The organism is Desulfonatronospira sp. (genome assembly GCA_003563255.1).
GTDB lineage: Bacteria > Desulfobacterota > Desulfovibrionia > Desulfovibrionales > Desulfonatronovibrionaceae > Desulfonatronospira.
In genome coordinates this window covers 1-19453 of sequence record PWSL01000156.1, presented here as the reverse complement: position 1 = coordinate 19453, position 19453 = coordinate 1, and the positions used below count along the sequence as shown (strand labels likewise).

Below are 19453 nucleotides of genomic sequence, written 5' to 3'. Positions count from 1 at the left end.
GGACAGGCACTCCGGGACCCACTTGAGCATCATTTTGTGCTCAAATCGACTCATTTTTTGGGACAAGCGGGTCCCGGAAGAGCCAGTCCCCGTGCTACATGCAAAGCGCTAAACAGATACCCAACCTGTCAAAATTGGGGACAGGCACCCCGCACTTATTTTTCAGTAATGATCTTCACATCAGCTAAAAATAAGTGCGGGGAGAGCCAGTCCCCGGAGGTCAATAAATAAGTTTCGCTGTAGTGCTTATAAATTATGGCTGATAATTTATTGAAGAAGGTGGCAAGTTTAGCTTGACACCGGTATATGGCATTACATAAAAATAGTATCTGTTCAGGGCTGTGAATAAAAGCAGAGTACAGACGCCCCTGCACTTATTTTGATGACGGCAAGGCAGCTGTATTTATTTAAAATATGGTGCTGGGAGAGCTGGTCCTCCTTCAGGGCTGTATGCCTCCCGGCAGGCAAACCTACCACACGTAAAGTGCTGAACAAAGACATGCCATTTAAGCCTGATTATTTGCAGCAAGCGGCTCAATGCCTGCTCAGGGCTCGTAAGCCCCGTGCCTGCGGTTAGGAGGGGATGTGGGCATACAGCCGGGGCTTCGAAATGCCCGGTACCCTTTGAGGCATGAATAAGTTTCTTTACAGGGTTGATTCCTCAATATATTCTAGTCCGGATGGAAGTGGCAAACTACCCAGACCTAAATAGTGCCAGGGAGGCCCTGGGCGTAAGAAATCTGCACAAGAGTTTCGGCTCCCTGCACGTGCTGAAAGGCGTCTCCCTGACCGCCCATGAAGGGGACGTCATATCCATGATCGGTTCCAGCGGATCCGGCAAGAGTACCCTTTTGCGCTGCATCAACCTCCTTGAGATACCTACATCCGGAGATATATTTGTCGGCGGAGAAAAGATCCGCATGCGGTTAAACAGGCGTGGCCAGAACATTCCAGAGGACCACAGACAGGTTGATCGTATCCGCACCAAGCTTGGCATGGTGTTTCAGCACTTTAACCTCTGGACCCACATGAGCGTCTTGGACAATGTCACGGAAGCCCCGGTGCATGTATTAAAGGTTCCCAGAAAAGAGGCCCGGGAGAGGGGCATGTCTTACCTTGAAAAAGTGGGCATTGCAGATCGTTCCCATTACTACCCGGCCCAGCTTTCAGGGGGACAGCAGCAGCGGGCGGCCATAGCCCGGGCACTGGCCATGGAACCCAAGGCCCTTTTGTTCGACGAGCCTACTTCAGCCCTGGATCCGGAACTGGTGGGAGAGGTTTTGCGGGTGCTGCAGGATCTGGCCAGGGAAGGCCGAACAATGGTTCTGGCCACCCATGAAATGGCTTTTGCCAGAGATGTCTCCAGCCAGGTTATATTCCTCGACTCCGGGGTGATAGAAGAACAGGGCCCCCCGGGCCAGGTCTTTACTAATCCACATTCGGAGCGGTGCCGTAAGTTTCTTGCCAGGTTTTTCTGAGGCGGGCCTTGCCCGTAACCCAGATGAAAGAGTCATCTCTGTCCAGTCGGGGTTTAGAACAATAAGCGCGGTTCCGCCCCACTGCCAAGTGCTGAGGCCCTGTCTTATGCAAGGATTACCTGCCATGCTTCTCAGCGAAGGCCTTGTATTCTGGACAGGATATGACAAGTAAGTCCTTAAGGTTCAGCCGTGGACTATGATGTAATGTCTTGAGTGTCCGCCTAAAAATATTAAAACACAAACAGGAGGAAACATGAAAAGGATTCTTAACATTCTGGTTCTGGCGGTGTTCGGGTTGATGCTTCTGGCGGGCAGTGCCCTGGCCCAGGACAAGGTGCGTATCGGTACAGAGGGTGCCTACCCCCCGTTTAACTACATAGACCAGCAAGGCAACCTCAAAGGGTTTGACATTGATATCGCCAAAGCCCTGTGTGACGCTGCCAATTTTGAATGCGAATTCGTTACCCAGAGCTGGGACGGCATAATCCCGGCCCTGCTGGCCAGAGACTACGATGCCATTATAGCTTCCATGAGCATTACCGAAGAGCGTAAAAGAAGGGTGGATTTCACTGAAAAGTATTATCAGACACCGGCCAGGTTTGTGAAACACAAGGACAGGGATATTGAAATTTCAGATGAGTCACTGGAAGGTTTGTCCGTGGGGGTCCAGAGGGCCACTGTGAGCGCAAATTTCATAAACGACAACTTCGATAATGTTTTGAATATCAGGTCCTATGCCACCCAGGAAGAAGCCAACCTGGACATGGTGGCCGGAAGGGTGGACCTTCTTTTTGCAGATGCTGTTGTACTGCAGACAGGCTTTCTGGATTCAGAGGCAGGGCAGGATTACGAGTTTGTCGGTCCAAGCTATACCGATGAACAGTGGTTCGGGGAAGGCATCGGCATAGCATTGCGCAAGGGAGAGGATGAACTGCGCCAGGCCTTCAATCAGGCCATTGCAGATATCCGTGCCGACGGAACCTACCAGGAAATTAATGACAGATACTTTGATTTTGACGTTTACGGCGATGAGTAATGCCTGCACATGATGAATTTGTTTCATCAATAATCAGTGCGGGGAGGGCCGCTCCCTATGGGAAAGCAGGGGACTGGCACCCCCGCACTTATTTTTAAAATGGTCGTAACTATTCACCAGGGTCCGGGGACTTTGCAAACAGGACGTAAAAACTCACTCCAAGGAAGCGTAAATCAAAACCTACACACGAGTTTAATAATCAGAATATTTCTATCACTACAGCGAAACTTATTTATTGACCTCCGGGGACTGGCTCTTTTGCCGCCGAATTTTTGAAGCATTTACAAATTAGCAACCGGCAAAAGTGCCTGTCCCCCATTGAGATACCATACTGTATTTTATAAGTTTCGCTGTAGTGCTATAGAATGCTTTGAATCAGGTTCAGTGTTTTACGGTTTTGATTAATCACGCCACAGGCGTGACTCCGCGTCGATTAGACAGTTTACGCCCGGTTTGCAAAGCCCCCGGACCCTGGATATCAGCGGTGCGCTTAGATTGATCAATTTTATCAGATGGTGAATAGTTACAAATGGTCCAGGTTTTCTTGGAAAAATAAGTGCGGGGAGAGCCAGTCCCCATGCTACATGCAAAGCCCTAATCTGATACTCAGGATCAAACTCCCATGCCCTTTTTTGAACTGCACGGTTACGGATGGCTTCTAATCCAGGGGGCCAAGCTGACCCTTTATGTCGGGATTTCCGCCATGATACTGGCCATAGGGCTGGGACTTCTGGGGGTGCTCTGCAAGTTTTCAAACTCGGCCCTGTTGCGTTTTCTGGCCAACACCTATACTACGGTCATCCGGGGAATCCCTGAGCTGATTCTCATCCTGCTGGTGTATTACGGTACCCCGACTCTGATTCAGGATATCTCAGCCATGTTCGGGGCTCCCGTCTTTATCTCCCTGGATCCCTTTGTGGCTGGAACAGCCACCATAGGATTTATTTACGGGGCTTTTTCCACCGAGGTTTTCCGGGGAGCCTACCTGGCAGTGCCCAAGGGGCAGATTGAGGCCGCCAGGGCCTGCGGCATGAGCAGGGCGCTGACATTCAGGCGGGTGACTCTGCCCCAGATGATGCGCTATGCACTGCCGGGGCTGGGAAATGTCTGGATGGTTCTGATTAAGGCCACTGCCCTTGTCTCGGTTATCCAGCTGCCGGAACTTATGCGCAATGCCGACATAGCCGCCCGGGCCACCCGGGAGCCTTTCACCTTTTTTTTCGCGGCCTCGCTTATATATCTGCTTATAACCATCGGCTCCAACCTGGTGCAGCAATGGGCTGAAAAACGGGCCAGCCGCGGCATTATAATGGACTGAGGCGGATATGGACATTGTTATTGACAGTCTGCCCAGACTTTTCAACGGTGCGGTGGTCACCCTGCAGATCACTTTTCTAAGCGTGCTGCTGGGTTTTTTGCTGGCCATTCCACTGTCTGTCATGCGGGTGTCCAGGTTGCGCAGCCTATGGATGCCGGTGTATGCCTTTACCTTTTATTTTCGCGGCACTCCTCTTCTGGTGCAGATTTTTCTCATCTACTACGGGAGCGGACAGTTCCATGGCTTTCTGGATTCTGTGGGCCTGTGGTTTTTTTTCAAGAACCCCTGGTTCTGTGCTGTCCTGGCCCTTACCCTGAATACAGCAGCCTACTCGGCCGAGATATTCCGGGGCGGGATTCAGGGGGTGCCCCGGGGTGAAGTGGAAGCGGCCCGGGCCTGCGGCATGTCCGGTCTTTTACTCTACCGCCGTATTATCATACCGAAAGCCCTGCGCATCGCCTGGCCTGCCTACACCAACGAAGTCATTTTTCTGTTGCAGGCTTCCTCCCTGGTGTCCATCATCACGGTCATGGACATTACCGGGGTGGCCAGAGAAATATCCGCCCGGAGCTTTGCCTTTTATGAGCTTTTCCTGGCGGCCGCAGCCATCTATCTGGTCCTGGTCTACGGAATACTCTGGATTTTCAAGAAAATTGAAAACCGGATAAACGCCTACCTGGAAGCAGGTCAGCACTAGCCCGTGTCCTGGAAAAGCCATCTCCGGGGCGATCTCCTGCTCCTTCTGACAGCCCTGATATGGGGCACGGCCTTTGTGGCCCAGAAAGTCGGCATGGACCACATGGGGCCTTTCATGTACACGGGCATCCGCTTTGCCCTGGGGGCACTGGTGCTGACTCCGCTGATTTTTTATTTCGGCGGTCTCACGCCCCCTGTTACTGCACACAGAAAAGGCCCTTCTCTTTTGCTGGCCGGTCTTATTTCCGGGGGCATCCTGTTTGTCGCCAGCATACTGCAGCAGGTGGGCATAATTTATACTACCGCAGGCAAAGCCGGTTTTATTACAGGGCTTTATGTGGTCATAGTCCCCCTTCTGGGGTGTTTGTGGGGGTTCAGGCCCGGACCGGGGTCCGGGGTGGGGGCCCTTCTTGCGGTGACCGGGCTGTACCTGCTGACCATCACCGATGGCCTGCATATCAACCTGGGGGACAGCCTGGTGCTTGGGTGTGCTTTTATGTACGCCCTGCATGTGATTGTCATCGGCTGGCTGGCTCCCAGAATGGACGTGCTGCGGCTGGCGGCCATGCAGTTCTGGGTGTGTGCTTTACTGAGTCTCCTGGTGGGACTGGTGCTGGAAGAACTCACCTGGAGCATGATCAAAGGCGCTGCAGTGCCCATCCTTTACGGCGGTGCACTTTCGGTGGGAGTGGCCTTCACCCTGCAGGTGGTGGCCCAGAAAAGAGCCCCCCCTACCCATGCCGCGGTCATTCTGAGCCTGGAAACTGTTTTTGCAGTGCTTGCCGGGGTCATTATCCTGGGGGAGGTCTTAAGTCCCAGGGGGTGGACAGGCTGCGCCCTGATGCTGGCAGGGATGCTGGCGGCCCAGCTGGACGCAGTGTTTACAGGCGGCAACCGGCTTTTAATTAGACTGCGCATGTTTTTCAGAAAGGGCGGTGGGTAATGAATGAAGAGCCGGTCCCCGCACCACATGCAAAGCTAAACAGATACCTGTAGTTGTAACCATTCAGGGGGTGCCGGAACCGGCCCGGGGACAGTCCCCGCGACACCTTTCCTGCACAAATTAAATATGAAAAACGCTAAGTTGTGTGAACCTTCATAGATAGTACTTAGCGGGGACAGTCCCCCTTCCAGGTTCCGGGGTTTGACAAAATGGCCGCAAACTGTCTGAGCGACTTAGGCAGACTTAATCAAAATCCTTTAACCATCTGATTTAATTTATATTAATTTTTGAATGCCATGCAGTATATTTGATCAGGCAAGACCGGGATTTTGATTTAGTCTGCCTTGGAGTGAGTCTTTGCGGCCTTTTTGACAAATTCCGGAACCTGTTTTTCACGGATTCAGGTTTAATAATTTCGTGTAACCAGGGCCTGGCGGGTGTGGACAGGATCAGGCATTGCAGGAGAGGAGGTGGACGATTATGCATGAACATCATCCCAGCGTACGCAAGGGGCTTTTGCAACTGATTTTTTCGGGTTCTTTCATGAAGCGCTGGAACGACAAGCTGCGTCCGGTGGAGCTGGTGGAGGTGGACAAGCAGGCGCACAAGATGTTTGTGGCTTACATCCTTTATCTTCTCAATTCCAGGGACCTGGATGCCCAACAGAGGCTTCGCCTTGGGGAAGAGGTCGTCCTGGGCGGTATTTTCGAATACCTGTACCGGCTGGTCATAACCGATATCAAGCCCCCCATATTTTATCGCATCAAATCCAACCCGGAGCACTACCGGCAGCTGACAGAATGGGTCCTGGAACAGCTGCAGCCCAGGGTACAGCCCCTGGGTTCACTTTTCTGGCATGGGCTTTGTACGTACCTGCAAAAACCTGATGATACCGGGTTGGCAGGCAAGATCCTGAGTGCAGCGCATATCTTTGCCAGCAGCTGGGAGTTCGGGCTTATCAAGGGGGTCAACCCGGGCGATGACGAGCTCAAAGATATCGAGGCCAATTTTGAAGAACTGTTAAAACAGCACTTCGATCTTGAAGGCATGCGCGAAATTGCCGGAGGATCGCGCAACGGCCTGGGAGGACTGGTAAACCTGTGCGGGCGTCTGCGGTTTCAAAAGAGGTGGTCCCAGACCCCACGCATCCCGGAGACCTCAGTGCTGGGGCATATGTTTATCGTGGCCAGCTTTGCCTATTTTTTCAGCCTGTCTGTGGGGGCCTGCTCCCAGCGCAGGCAGAACAACTTTTTTGCGGGCCTGATCCACGATCTGCCGGAGCTTTTGACCCGGGATATAATTTCCCCGGTAAAGCAGTCTGTGCAGAGGATAAAAGACCTTATCCGGGAATATGAGCAAAAAGAACTGGAGCAGAGGGTGTTTACCCTTCTGGATGAGCCGCAGTACAGGGAATTGACCTTTAGACTGCGCTACTATCTCGGGGGGAAGGAGTATTCAGAGTTTGACAATACCGTGGTGCATGAGGGCAGGGTTTTGAGCCTGGAGGCGCTGGAGCTGCACCAAAATTATAACCGGGATGAATTCGACCCAAGGGACGGACACCTCCTCAAGGTCTGCGATAACCTGGCGGCATTTATCGAGGCTTATACCGCAACCAGAAACGGCATTACCAATGAACAACTGCAGCAGGCCCAATGGAAGATCCGCAACCGCTACCAGCGTGAAAACCTGCTGGGAGTGGTACACATCGGTGCACTGCTGGCGGATTTTGACTGAAGGCCGGGCAGAGTTGCCTGGAAATAATGAAACCGGAGGGGGGCAAGAGGGTCTCCCTCCGGTGTAGTCAATCTGAAGATTTGAGCTCCTGGATCATCAGGCGATCAACCCTTGCCGATTTCCAGGATGGGCCAGATTTCATCAATACTCTCCACGGTCCGGACCTGGATATTTTTCCTGAGTTCCGGCGGGATTTCATTGAAATCGCGTTTGTTGGAATCTGGAATAATAACCGTCTTGATCCCAGATGACACGGCAGCCAGGATCTTTTCCTTGATGCCTCCCACCGGAAGTACCCTGCCGCGCAGGGTGATTTCTCCGGTCATACCGATATCCCCCGGCAGGACCTTGTCAGTGAGGGCCGAAACCAGTGCTGAAACCATGGTCAGTCCGGCCGATGGACCGTCCTTGGGAGTGGCGCCGGCCGGGACATGTATATGAATATCGCGTTTGTCCAGGAGGTCTTCATCCAGACCCAGGGTCCTGGCCCTGCTGCGGGCATAGCTCAGGGCAGCCTGGGCGCTTTCCTTCATGACTTCCCCCATCTGGCCGGTGAGAATAAGCTTGCCCTTGCCCGGCATGAGGCTGACCTCCACGTGCAGGATTTCCCCGCCGTAAGCGGTCCAGGCCAGCCCGATGGCCACACCTGCAGGCAGTTCTTTTTCCCGGTCTTCCTGGATGTACTTGGGTACTCCCAGTAGTTTGTCCAGTTTTTTCCTGGTGATGCGGAAAGGACCTTTCCGGCCTTCTGCAACCTGCCTGGCGATCTTGCGGCAGACCGCCCCGATTTCGCGCTCCAGGTTGCGAAGCCCGGCTTCCCGGGTGTAGTTGCGGATAATCTGTTTTAAGACCCCGTCGCTTAAGGATATGTCCTTCTCCTTGAGTCCGCTTTCCCTGATCTGTCTGGGGATGAGATATTGGCGGGCGATATTTACTTTTTCCTGCTCGGTATAGCCCGGGATGCGGATAACCTCCATGCGGTCCAGCAGTGCCGATGGTATGGTGTCCAGGATGTTGGAGGTACAGATGAACATGACCTTGGAGAGGTCATATGGCACATTTAAATAATGGTCGGTAAAGGAGTGATTCTGCTCCGGGTCCAGCACCTCCAGCAGGGCTGAGGATGGATCCCCGCGAAAATCGGTGCCCACTTTGTCGATTTCGTCCAGCATGAAGACGGGGTTTACTGACCCGGCATCCTTCATGCTCTGGATGATACGCCCGGGCATTGAACCGATATAGGTCCTGCGGTGGCCGCGTATTTCAGCCTCGTCCCGCATTCCTCCTAGAGAGATGCGCACGAACCTGCGATTCAGTGACCTGGCTATGGACTGGCCAAGGGAGGTTTTGCCTACACCGGGAGGACCTACAAAGCAGAGGATGGGGCCTTTCATCCTGGGATTGAGTTTGCGCACGCTCAGATATTCCAGGATCCTTTCCTTGACTTTATCCAGGTCATAGTGGTCTTCGTTCAGGATCTTCTGAGCCTCCTTTATGTCCAGGCGGTCCTTGGTCTTTTTTTTCCAGGGGATTTCCACCAGCCACTCCAGATAAGTCCTGGCCACGGTGGATTCGGCGGAGTCAGGGTGCATGTTCTCCAGGCGCTGGAGCTGTTTTTCAGCCTCTTTCATCACCTTGGCCGGCAGTCTGGCCTTTTTCAGGGACTCCCGGAGCTGATCCATGTCGTCCCCGCTTTCGGTGACCTCTCCAAGTTCCTTGCGGATGGCCTTGAGCTGCTCCCGCAGGAAGTATTCGCGCTGGGCCTTGTCCATGCCTTCCTTGGCCATGTTCTGGATCTTGGCCTGCATGGAGGCGACCTCCACCTCCCGGACAAGCTGCTCATTGACCATCTTGAGGCGCTGCAGAGGATCATCGCACTCCAGGATCTGCTGGGCATCGACCGGCTTCATCCTGAGGTTGGAGGCTACCAGGTCCGCCAGTCGGCCAGGGTCGTCAACACTGTTTAAAACGGCCATGATTTCGGAGGCGTCCACTCCGCGAAGGCCCAGCAGCTTTTCACTCTGCTCCCGGGCAGCCCGTAGAAGAGCCTCGGACTCGGATGTAGGCTCGGTGAATTCCTTGTCCATGAGGATTTCGATCTCCACGATATCCATGGGATCCGTCTGGACGTAATTGCGGATTCTGGCCTTGTTGATTCCCTGCACCAGGACCTTGAGGCGGCCGTCCGGCATTTTCAGCATGCGCATGATCATGACCACCGTGCCGGTCTGGTAAAGATCATTCGGACCGGGGTCTTCCACCTGTTCGTCCTTCTGGGTGCATATGAACAGGTAACGGTTGTTGTTGAGGGCGTAGTCAATGGCCTGGATGCTTTTATCCCGTCCAACGAACAGGGGCAGGATCATGTAGTTGAAAACCACTATATCACGTACCGGAAGCAAAGGAAGCTTTGAGGGGATTTCTATCTCCCCCTCCTGTCCCGAACTGTCGGATTGAGGGTTGTCTTCTGGTGAATTGATTATTTCTCCAGGGTCAGAAAGATATATTTTGTCGTCACTCATGGCTGATTTTCTCCTGAAAAATGGATATGCCGGAATGAATCCGGTTTTTGGACGCAAAAATACAAAATCAAGCCCCGCAGACAGATGCAGGGCTTGATGCTATTTTAAGTTGTGTCCGGCAATAGTCATTAAGGTCTTGTTGGACGCACAGTATCTGTTCAGCGCTTTTAAGGAAAGCAGGGGACAGGCACCCACGAACTTATTATTTAGTAATGATTTTCACATCAGCTAAAAATCAGTGCGGGGAGAGCCAGTCCCCAGGCTACAGGCAAAGCGCTAAACAGATAAGACGCACAGTACAGGTGCTCTCAGGGCAGGTTTTCATGCCGATACAACTACTTCGGGGCGTGAAGCAGGTAACGGGTTACCTGATTTCAAACTTGGAATAGGTCTTGTCGTATTCCATGTCTTCGCACTTGATGTCCTTGACCTCACTCATGGAAGAGCCCTGAATCAGTCTTTTCTTGAATTCAGCCAGGGCATCTTCATCTCCCTGGGCCAGAACTTCCACCCGTCCGTCATGCAGGTTTCTCACCCATCCTTTCACCTCCAGACTCTGGGCCTGTTCCTGGATCCAGGATCTGAAGAAAACGCCTTGAACCTTGCCGCTGAGTATACAATTCATGGAATTCATAAAGCTTCTCCTGTGGGTTTGTTGGCGTTGTACATAAGCTTGCCTGAGGTTTAACTATCTCCGGCAAGACTATCACTACAGCGACACTTAATTTGAACTCGAAGGGGACAGGTTCCCCGCACTTATTATAATAATCCGTAAGTCTTCCTTAGGAAAATAAGTGCCGGGTGCCTCTCCCCGGTGGCCGAGGCAAAAATTATCACAAGTATCTGTTTAGCGCTTTTAAGGAAAGCAGGGGACAGGCACTCCGGGACCCACTTGAGCATTATCACTACAGCGAAACTTATAAAATACACTATGGTATCTCAATTGGGGACAGGCACTTTTGCCGATGCAAAACCCTCAACTGCTCAAAAATCTCGGCGGCAAAAGAGCCAGTCCCCGGAGGCCAATCATAAGTTTCGCTGTAGCATTATTTTGTGCTAAAAATATCTCATTTTTTGGGACAAGTGGGTCCCGGAAGAGCCAGTCCCCATGCCACATGCAAAACGCTAAACAGATACTATCACAAAATGTCACTGTAGTGATATGTAACAGTTTGTATGGCATACTGAAATGGCTTGAGCTGTTATAAAGTGATAATGATATGCGCGTTAAACATAGCCATGTTCCTGAAAACTGAAAAAGCTGTCCTCGGAAATAATCACGTGATCCAGGAGCCTGATTCCCAGGGCAGTTGAAACCTCCTTGATTTTTCTGGTCAGTTCTCTGTCCTGTACTGAAGGATGCGGATCCCCGCCTGGGTGGTTGTGTAATAGAATAATACCGCTGGACCTTTTTTCAAGGGCAGCAGTCAAAATTTCTCTTGGAAAAACAGGAGCCTGATCCACGGTTCCCCGACTCATTTTTTCGAAGCCCAGCAGGCGGTTTTTATTGTCCACCATAATGGTCCAGAACTCTTCAATGGGCTTGAACTGCAGCCTGGACCTGGCCAGACGGACAACCTTTTCCGGAGAATCAAGAGTACTCTTGGTACTGATGCCGGACTGCTCGGTCCTGGCCCAGAATTCTCCCCAGAGCTTTAGAAATGTAATAATACCCGGACCGATGCCGTCAACACTCTGCAGGTCCCCGGGTTTTGCAGCCAGGATATCCTTGAAGGTGGGATACCTTTTGAGCAGGTTCTTGGCCAGGGGTTTGGTGTCTTTTCTGGGCAGGGCGTAACCCAGGACCAGTTCCAGAATTTCGTAGTCCTGCAGGCTGGAAGGGTCATGGTTGAGACGTTCTTTCAGCCTCTGGCGGTGACCGGTATGGTGGGGCTTATTGGAATCCATATGCTTTTGTCCCTGAAAGCCGGTCAGGTTGTCAGTCCGGCCTGAAAAGCCGGTACATTCCGGCGGTGAGATTTTCCAGGGCCTGATCCTGCAAAACAGCCCCGGATTTGACCCCGGCCTCGGCTTCAAGGACCATGTCCCACATGAGGGCTATTTTTTCCGGTCCAAGCCTTCCGGCCAGCCGGATTTTTTCATTTCTGACCCCGGGGTACAAATAGATCTTGTCCTCCTGGCCTGTGGCCAGGTGCCACAAGATGCGGGCCTCGCGCAAAAGAAGGCCCATAAACGGGAAAAGCCCGTCCTGACCGGTCTGCTGGTCCAGAAATAGTTTGTGCCACACCCGGGCTATGCTCTGCCCCTGTTGAATCTTCTGCAACTGGGTAAATATGTCCAGGTGTGATCTCGGCTCCACCACATCCAGGTGCTCCATGAGCACCATGCCGCTTTGTCCTGCAAGCAATAAGAGTTTTTCCAGCTCCTGGTCCACGCCCCGGCTGTCCAGGGGCAGTATCTGCACGAGTTTTTCCTGAACCCCGGACTCCAGGACCAGCCCTGATTCAAGGGCCCTTTGTTTGAGGTACCTGGGAAGGTTCTGCCTGTTGATGCCTGGAAACTGCCATATCCAGCCTTTTGCCCGGGCAATTTTGTAAAATTTTTGTTTTTCCAGACAAGCAGGCACCCTGGGCTTTTTTTTGTCCCACTCCCCCTCCATGCAGAAAAAAGCCCAGATGCCGGACTTAAAGCCCTTGAGGGCCGGAGCCAGGGCCTTCCACCGGGCTTCTTGGAAGGTGTGGCAGTTGCGTATCACCACAGCCCTGCAAGGGCCCATCATGTTGGGTATATTCAGGGCCTTCCAGAGTTTTTGATCCAGTTCGGCATCGTCACTCCAGAGGGTGGTTATTTCCCAGCTGTCAGGGTCATGAGGCTGCAGAAGTTTATGGATCTGTCTCTTGAGCAGGCCTGAGTCCGGACATAGGCAGAAATAAAATCCTGGTCTGGACATGGCTTGATCCGCCTTAAAACCCTGTTCCCAGGCGATCCGCAGCCAGGCGCAGGGCTTCTTCCACCGCTTCTCGGGCGGCCTGTCTTTCCCCGGGGGTGCTTTCCCCGGGAACAGAAGCCTGATCATGGGCCGGGAAATATGAACCGCTCCCATGTACACCACCCGAAGACCACAACAGATCGCTGGTGCGGGAATCGTACATCCTGACATCCAGATCCAGCCGGACCTGGGAGCGGATGGTCCTGTCGCCTGCACCGGTGAGGCCGTCGGAAACCCGGTAGTTTAATATGTCTATCACCACATAAGCCTGGGCCTCTTCCCGGTCCACCCAGGATATGTCAGCCCGCCTGGAGAATTCATCCCGGAAGTTGGTGCGCACATAAGGCTCCAGCCAAACCTCCAGGGTGGGGTTGTCTACCCGGCTCAGGTAAAGGCGGCTTACATCCCCGGGCATGTCCACCGGAGCCATGCCGGTAAAGTTGTAGCCGCACCCGACACTCAGGGTCAGCATGAGAATCAATGCCGCTGCCCGCATATTCAGCGCACCACTATGTTGACCAGCTTGCCCGGCACCACGATTATCTTGACCACTTTTTTGCCCTCAATATGCTTTTTGACCTTATCTTCTTCCAGGCACAGGGATTTGAGTTCCTCCTGATCCATGTCCACGGGAACGCTTATGCTGGATCGCAGTTTACCGTTTACCTGGACAACCACGGTAACCTCATCGCGCACCAGGGCCCGGGGATCGTAGTCCGGCCACCTGCTTTCGGACAGGCTGTGGCTGTGCCCCATGTGAGCCCAGAGTTCCTCGCTGATATGCGGGGTGATGGGAGCCAGCACTGTGAGCAGAGTGGAGAGGGCGGAGGAGAGCACCCGGGGACCGTTGGAACTCTTTTCAAGATGTTCCCGGTGCTGCCCGATGGTGTTTAAGAGTTCCATGCAGGCTGCAATGGCAGTATTGAATTGAAACCTGTCCAGCATATCTCTGGTGGCCCTGCGCATGGCCTCGTGCTCCGCGGCGCGCAGTTTTTTTTCTTCAGAACTCAATTCCCCGGGATCCATGGGCATGCAGGGGCCGACAGGGGACAACACCCCGGAGAGCTGGTGTATAGTCCTCCATAGGCGGTTTAAAAATCTGTAAGAACCCTCAATGGCCGAATCGCTCCATTCCAGGTCCTTTTCCGGGGGGGATGCAAACAGGCAGTAAAGGCGGACAGTGTCCGCCCCGAAGCGCTGGATCATTTCGTCGGGGTCCACCACGTTGCCTTTGGACTTGGACATCTTGGCTCCATCCCTGAGGACCATGCCCTGCGTCAAAAGGTTTGAAAAGGGCTCGTCCAGGTCCCAGTACCCCAGATCGCGCAGAGCCTTGACAAAGAAGCGGGCGTACAGAAGGTGCAGGATTGCGTGTTCAATGCCGCCAATGTATTGATCCACCGGGAGCCAGTACTTGACCGCATCCGGCTCAAACGGACTGTCTGGTTTGCGGGGTGTTGTGAAGCGCGCAAAATACCAGGAGGATTCCACAAAGGTGTCCATGGTGTCGGTTTCACGTCTGGCTTTTCCCCCGCACTCAGGGCAGTCAATCTGCACAAAGGCTTCCATGTGGGGCAGGGGGGAGCGGCCGTCGCTGGGCATTTCAGCATCCTGAGGCAGAAGAACCGGCAGATTGTCGGCCGGGACAGGAACAATGCCGCATTTCTCGCAGTAAATTACCGGAATGGGTGCCCCCCAGAAGCGCTGCCTGGAGATATTCCAGTCCCGCAGGCGATAGTTTACCGCTCTTCGCCCCGCCTGCAGGCTCTCCAGGTAATCGGCGATCTCCTCCTGCACCTGGTGGGTGGGCTTGTGATCGAACTGTCCGGAATTGATGGCCACCCCGGGCTCTGAATAGGCCTGATCAAGGATATGAAAATCTGAGGACTGGTCTGAAGGCCTGACCACTACACGCACCGGCAGGTGGTACTTGCGGGCGAACTCCAGATCCCGCTGGTCATGGGCCGGGACAGCCATGACCGCACCGGTGCCATATTCCGCCAGGACGAAATTGGCCAGGTAAATGGGCATCTTTTCCCCGGTTGCAGGGTTTATGCAGAAACTTCCGGTAAAGATGCCTTCTTTTTCGGCATCATCGTCTGTACGTTCCCGGTGTTCCTGGGCGGTTGTCCTGGCAATGAACTGCTGAATTCTGTCCTGACCGGGGTTGTCCCGGATGAGGCTGGGGACCATTTCGTGTTCCGGAGCCAGGCTCATGAATGTGGCACCAAACAGGGTGTCGTGCCTGGTGGTGAAAACGGTTATCTTTGCATCCAGGCCCTGCACCGGGAAGTCTATCTCCATCCCGGTACTTTTGCCTATCCAGTTCTTCTGCATGCTCAGGACCCGATCCGGCCACCCCCCTGTAAGCTTGTCCAGGTCCTGCAGAAGTTCTTCAGCATAGTCGGTTATGCGTAAAAACCATTGAGAGAGTTCCCGGTTTTCCACCGAGGAGTCGCAGCGCCAGCAAAGGCCGTCTTCCACCTGTTCGTTGGCCAGCACAGTGACGCAGGTGGGGCACCAGTTGACCGGGGCCTTTTTGCGGTAGACCAGACCCTTTTCATAAAATTTGAGAAAAAAGAGCTGCTCCCACTGGTAGTAACCTGGATGGCAGGTGGCCAGTTCCCGGCTCCAGTCGTAGGAGTAGCCGAGCCTTTTGAGTTCCTGGCGCATATAGCCGATATTTTGATAGGTCCATTGGGCGGGATGAGTGTTGTTTTTGATGGCGGCGTTTTCCGCGGGCAGTCCGAAGGCGTCCCAGCCCATGGGGTGCAGGACGTTGAATCCCTGCATCATTTTCATTCTGGCCACCACGTCACCTATGGAGTAGTTGCGTACGTGGCCCATGTGAATGCGGCCAGAGGGGTAGGGAAACATCTCCAGGACGTAGTACCTGGGCCTGGAAGTATCCTGGTGGGTTACCTCAAAAGTTTTTCGCTCCTCCCATATCTGCTGCCATTTTTTCTCTACCTGCTCCGGATGGTACCTGCTGTCCTGCATAAAAAAAGCCTTCCTTGAAACTTTATTGGCCGGTTACAGTTGCCGCAATAAAACACACTGGACAGGTATCTGTTCAGCGCTTTGCCTGTCCCCTGCTTTCCTAAAATGCGCTAAACAGATACCTAGACAGAAACTTTGAATCCAAGCCTGCTCCAGAATGTCCATTTTGATTTTTTCGGAGAATCCTGCAATGGGGACTGCCCGTCAGGAACCGTAAAATCGTAGTGACTGCGCATGCAGATATTGGTTTGCCTGCTGTGCCACATCTTTAGAATATCCCTGACCAGGGCTGGATCATCCCCGGTTGTAAAAATAAAAACCGAGTCCAACCGGTAGTTGGGCCAGAAGAGTTCCCCCCATCTGGCCAGGGCTTTGTCCAGGGGGAGGTTGAAGACCTGCACCAGGTCAGGGGTGCTTATGCACCACCTGGATTGCGACAGCCCCTTGAGACACCTGGACAGTTCCAGGACCCAGTCAGCCTGGTCCTGGTTTTCTTTTATGGGAAAGATCAGTTCCCAGATCCTGTGTTCTTCCTGGGGCCAGGAATTCAGAACGGGCAGCTTTTCCTGGTCCGCCGAAGAAACAAAAAACAGCCTGGAGAAATACAGGGGGCAGGACTCAGGATTCCAGGCCAGGCCCAAGTTTACCATTTAGTATATCCCTGGCAACGGCGTCCAGAATGCCGTTTACAAAGTTACGTGAATTGTTGTCGCCAAAGGTCTTGGCCAACTCGATGGCTTCGTTGATGGCCACCTTGACCGGGACATCCTCCCGGTACAGCATTTCGTAAACCGCCAGGCGCATTATGGTCATCTCCACCATGGCGATACGCTTGACTTTCCAGTTCTGGGAATACCTGCTTATGATAGAGTCAAGCTTGTCCAGGTTGTCCCGGATGCCTTTGAGCAGCTGTCCGGCATAGGAGTTTTCTTTTTCCGTGCCGGGTTGCTGCTCCTGGATAAAATGTTCAAATGTGGTTTGGAGCTGTTGCTCCGAATGCTCAAAGTTCAGGGAGTAAAGAACCTGAAAGGCGAACACCCTTTGTGCATGCCTGGAACTTTTCCGCCAGGCCCCGGTGGATTTTTTTGACATCTGAATAAGGGATTTTTAGTCGATCTGCTCCATGACCCGGATAAGTTCCAATACTGCTGCGGCAGCCTCCACACCCTTGTTGCCGGCTTTGCTGCCGGCCCTTTCAATGGCCTGCTCCAGGCTGTCCGTAGTTAGAAGGCCGAAGCCCACGGGCATGCCGGAGTCAATGGAAGCCTGAGCAATGCCCTTGGAGGATTCTGCAGCCACAAAGTCGAAATGTGGAGTGGCCCCGCGTATGATAGCTCCCAGACAGACAATGCCGTCCAGATCTTTTTTGCCTGTCAGACGCTTGACCAGTACCGGCATTTCAAAGGCCCCCGGTACCCGGTAAAGAGTCAGGTTATCCTTGTCAATTCCGTGGCGTACCAGGTAATCCACTGCCCCGCCTATGAGCCTGTCCACAATGAAGTCGTTGAACCTGCAGGCCACCAGGGCTATCTTAAGCCCCCCGGCGTCCAGCCTGCCTTCGATGGTCTTGATGTGCAGCATATGTTTGTATCTCCCATGCTCCTGATTTACTGCTTGCCGGAAATGCTGAGGATATGCCCCATTTTTTCTTTTTTGGTGAGCAGGTAGCACTGGTTCTGCCGGCAGGCCGGTACTTCTATGGATACCCTCTCCACCACCTCCAGGTCGAATCCCTCCAGGCCGACTATCTTTTTGGGGTTGTTGGTCATGAGGCGCATCTTGGTAATGCCCAGGTCCACCAGGATCTGGGCACCGATACCGTAGCTGCGAAGGTCCGGGGCAAAGCCCAGTTTTTCGTTGGCTTCCACAGTGTCCAGCCCCTGGTCCTGCAGCGAGTAAGCCCTTATCTTGTTGGCCAGGCCGATGCCCCGGCCTTCCTGACTCATGTATAGAAGGACGCCCTTGCCGGCTTGATCCACCATGCGCATGGCCGCCTTGAGCTGGTTGCCGCAGTCGCAGCGCAGGGACCCGAAAACGTCACCGGAAAGGCACTGGCTGTGCACCCGCACCAGAATAGGTTCGTGTTTTTTAAATCTGCCCTTTACCAGGGCCACATGGGTATGATCGTCAACCTCGTTTGCGTAGGCAATGGCTTTGAAGTTGCCGAAATCCGTAGGCAGGTCCGCCTCGGCCACCCGTTTGACCATGGAATCAAACCTGGCCCGGTAGCGGATAAGGTCTTCTATGGTACAAATTTTAATTTCATGTTTTTTTGCAAATTCAACGAGATCCGGCATGCGGGCCATGTTGCCGTCGTCGCGCATGATCTCGCAGATTACGGCCGCAGACTTCAACCCCGCCAGACGGGCCAGGTCCACACCGCCCTCGGTCTGACCAGCCCGGACCAGCACACCGCCCTTCTTGGCCCGCAGAGGAAAAATATGACCCGGAGTGGCAATGTCCTGGGGCTTTACATCATCCTGAATGGCGGTCAGGATTGTGGTTGAGCGGTCAAAGGCTGAGATGCCCGTGGTAACACCTTTGGCGGCTTCTATGGATACGGTGAAAGCGGTTTCGAATCTGGAGGTGTTTTTAGGGGCCATCATGGGCAGTCCCAGTCGGTCCACCCATTCCGGGGCCAGAGCCAGACATATGAGCCCGCGGCCGTACTTGGCCATGAAGTTGATGGCCTCCGGGGTGATGTGCTGGGCCGCTATGGTCAAGTCGCCCTCGTTTTCCCGGTCCTCATCATCCACCAGGATAACCATTTTGCCCCGCCGGATATCTTCGATTGCTTCTTCAATAGTGCAAATGGACATGTGTAGCCTCGCGTTTATTATATCTCGAAGGATTGATTAAATCGTTAAAAACCATGCTGTCTCAAAAAGTCCATGTCTATCCCCTTTTGGTTTTGCTGTGAAAATCGTTCAGCCATCCAGGGGCCCAGCATATTCTGGACGTATTTACCGATGAGGTCGGTCTCCATGTTGACCAGGGAGCCCTTTTTCCAGTGGGCTATAGTTGTTTCCTTCCAGGTGGCCGGGATAATGTTCACCTGCAGATGTCCCGCCCCACACTCAGTGATGGTCAGGCTGATGCCGTCCAGAGCCACTGAACCCTTGTTGATGACCTGAGGGTTGAATTCTTCAGGGTACACCAGGGTAAATTTCTTGGATTCCCCTGCCTGCTGGATGTGTTCAACTCCAGCCAGGCAGTCTACATGTCCGGCAACCAGGTGCCCGCCCAGCCTGTCTCCCAGGGCCAGGGCCCGTTCCAGGTTGACTTGCGAGCCGGTTATTAAATCCCCCAGGTTGGTCAGGGACATTGTCTGGGCCGAGACGTAGACATGGAAACCGCCTCTGCCGAAGCTTTCAACAGTCAAACATACCCCGTTGACAGCAATGCTTTCGCCGAGACGGGGATCGTGAAGGGTGAATCCGGGCCTGACAGTGAACCTGGTTTCCCCCCCTTTTCTCTGGATGGCGGTAATGGTGCCTGTACCCTGAATCAGGCCTGTAAACATAACCTGCTATTATCTCCCATAATAATTAAATGGTCAATTATTTTTGGATCAGCCGATCATACGTAACCATTCAGGGGGCAGATACCGCCCGGGGACAGTCCCCGCGATACCTTTTCTGCACAAATACAATAACACTACAGCGAAACTTCAAAAATTTATAACCTGTCTCAATTGGGGACAGGCACTTTTGCCGTTTGATAACTTGCAATTGAACAAAATAACAGGCGGCAAAAGAGCCAGTCCCCGGAGG

17 protein-coding genes are annotated in these 19453 nt (G+C 53.4%); 6 read left to right on the top strand and 11 right to left on the bottom strand.

Translation table 11 applies throughout. The annotated features are described in order from the left end of the window. Positions 1 to 725 precede the first annotated feature (725 nt). The 6 genes from QZP87_RS04445 to QZP87_RS04420 all read left to right on the top strand — a co-directional run bounded on the left by QZP87_RS04445 (position 726) and on the right by QZP87_RS04420 (position 7208). Positions 726 to 1478, top strand: coding sequence for an ATP-binding cassette domain-containing protein (locus QZP87_RS04445; RefSeq protein ID WP_363330986.1), 753 nt, complete (start codon positions 726 to 728; stop codon positions 1476 to 1478). 253 nt (positions 1479 to 1731) lie between these two features. Then, positions 1732 to 2514 carry an ABC transporter substrate-binding protein gene (locus tag QZP87_RS04440; protein WP_291321713.1) on the top strand — a complete coding sequence of 261 codons (783 nt, stop codon included), beginning with the start codon at positions 1732 to 1734 and terminating at the stop codon, positions 2512 to 2514. Between the two features lie 622 nt (positions 2515 to 3136). Continuing rightward, positions 3137 to 3832 carry an ABC transporter permease gene (locus QZP87_RS04435; RefSeq protein ID WP_291321712.1) on the top strand — a complete coding sequence of 232 codons (696 nt, stop codon included), beginning with the start codon at positions 3137 to 3139 and terminating at the stop codon, positions 3830 to 3832. Between the two features lie 7 nt (positions 3833 to 3839). After that, a complete protein-coding gene (locus tag QZP87_RS04430) occupies positions 3840 to 4529 on the top strand; it encodes an ABC transporter permease (RefSeq protein WP_291321711.1) in 690 nt (229 codons plus the stop codon). 3 nt (positions 4530 to 4532) lie between these two features. After that, positions 4533 to 5471 (top strand): DMT family transporter, encoded by a 939-nt coding sequence (locus QZP87_RS04425; protein ID WP_291321710.1) that lies wholly within the window; start codon positions 4533 to 4535, stop codon positions 5469 to 5471. A gap of 480 nt (positions 5472 to 5951) precedes the next feature. Beyond that, positions 5952 to 7208, top strand: a complete 1257-nt coding sequence (locus QZP87_RS04420; protein WP_291321709.1) for an HD domain-containing protein — start codon at positions 5952 to 5954, stop codon at positions 7206 to 7208. 104 nt (positions 7209 to 7312) lie between these two features. On the opposite strand, the gene lon is transcribed toward QZP87_RS04420, so the two are convergent. From lon to QZP87_RS04365, 11 genes are all read right to left on the bottom strand, one after another. Next, the gene (gene lon, locus QZP87_RS04415) at positions 7313 to 9730 is read right to left on the bottom strand and encodes an endopeptidase La (RefSeq protein ID WP_291321708.1); all 2418 of its coding nucleotides are present in this window, start codon (positions 9728 to 9730) and stop codon (positions 7313 to 7315) included. 364 nt (positions 9731 to 10094) lie between these two features. Beyond that, positions 10095 to 10364, bottom strand: coding sequence for an acylphosphatase (locus tag QZP87_RS04410; RefSeq protein ID WP_291321707.1), 270 nt, complete (start codon positions 10362 to 10364; stop codon positions 10095 to 10097). A gap of 593 nt (positions 10365 to 10957) precedes the next feature. After that, on the bottom strand, positions 10958 to 11638 hold the full coding sequence (gene radC, locus QZP87_RS04405) for a DNA repair protein RadC (protein ID WP_291321706.1): 681 nt from the start codon (positions 11636 to 11638) through the stop codon (positions 10958 to 10960). 31 nt (positions 11639 to 11669) lie between these two features. Beyond that, entirely contained in the window at positions 11670 to 12641 is a 972-nt protein-coding gene (locus QZP87_RS04400; RefSeq protein ID WP_291321705.1) for a hypothetical protein, read from the bottom strand. A 13-nt stretch (positions 12642 to 12654) separates the two neighbouring features. Then, positions 12655 to 13176: an LPS assembly lipoprotein LptE gene (lptE, locus tag QZP87_RS04395; protein ID WP_291321704.1), complete on the bottom strand. Its 522-nt coding sequence runs from the start codon at positions 13174 to 13176 to the stop codon at positions 12655 to 12657. A gap of 2 nt (positions 13177 to 13178) precedes the next feature. Beyond that, entirely contained in the window at positions 13179 to 15680 is a 2502-nt protein-coding gene (gene leuS / locus QZP87_RS04390) for a leucine--tRNA ligase (protein ID WP_291321703.1), read from the bottom strand. A 122-nt stretch (positions 15681 to 15802) separates the two neighbouring features. Continuing rightward, positions 15803 to 16330, bottom strand: a complete 528-nt coding sequence (locus tag QZP87_RS04385; protein ID WP_291321702.1) for a hypothetical protein — start codon at positions 16328 to 16330, stop codon at positions 15803 to 15805. Further along, the gene (gene nusB, locus QZP87_RS04380; protein WP_291321701.1) at positions 16299 to 16772 is read right to left on the bottom strand and encodes a transcription antitermination factor NusB; all 474 of its coding nucleotides are present in this window, start codon (positions 16770 to 16772) and stop codon (positions 16299 to 16301) included. Before nusB ends, QZP87_RS04385 begins: the two co-directional genes overlap by 32 nt. A gap of 15 nt (positions 16773 to 16787) precedes the next feature. Further along, the gene (ribE, locus tag QZP87_RS04375; protein ID WP_291321700.1) at positions 16788 to 17261 is read right to left on the bottom strand and encodes a 6,7-dimethyl-8-ribityllumazine synthase; all 474 of its coding nucleotides are present in this window, start codon (positions 17259 to 17261) and stop codon (positions 16788 to 16790) included. Positions 17262 to 17287: 26 nt separating this feature from the next. Further along, complete coding sequence (locus tag QZP87_RS04370; protein WP_291321699.1) at positions 17288 to 18499, bottom strand: bifunctional 3,4-dihydroxy-2-butanone-4-phosphate synthase/GTP cyclohydrolase II; 1212 nt, start codon at positions 18497 to 18499, stop codon at positions 17288 to 17290. A 44-nt stretch (positions 18500 to 18543) separates the two neighbouring features. Beyond that, positions 18544 to 19203 (bottom strand): riboflavin synthase, encoded by a 660-nt coding sequence (locus QZP87_RS04365; RefSeq protein ID WP_291321698.1) that lies wholly within the window; start codon positions 19201 to 19203, stop codon positions 18544 to 18546. Positions 19204 to 19453 lie beyond the last annotated feature (250 nt).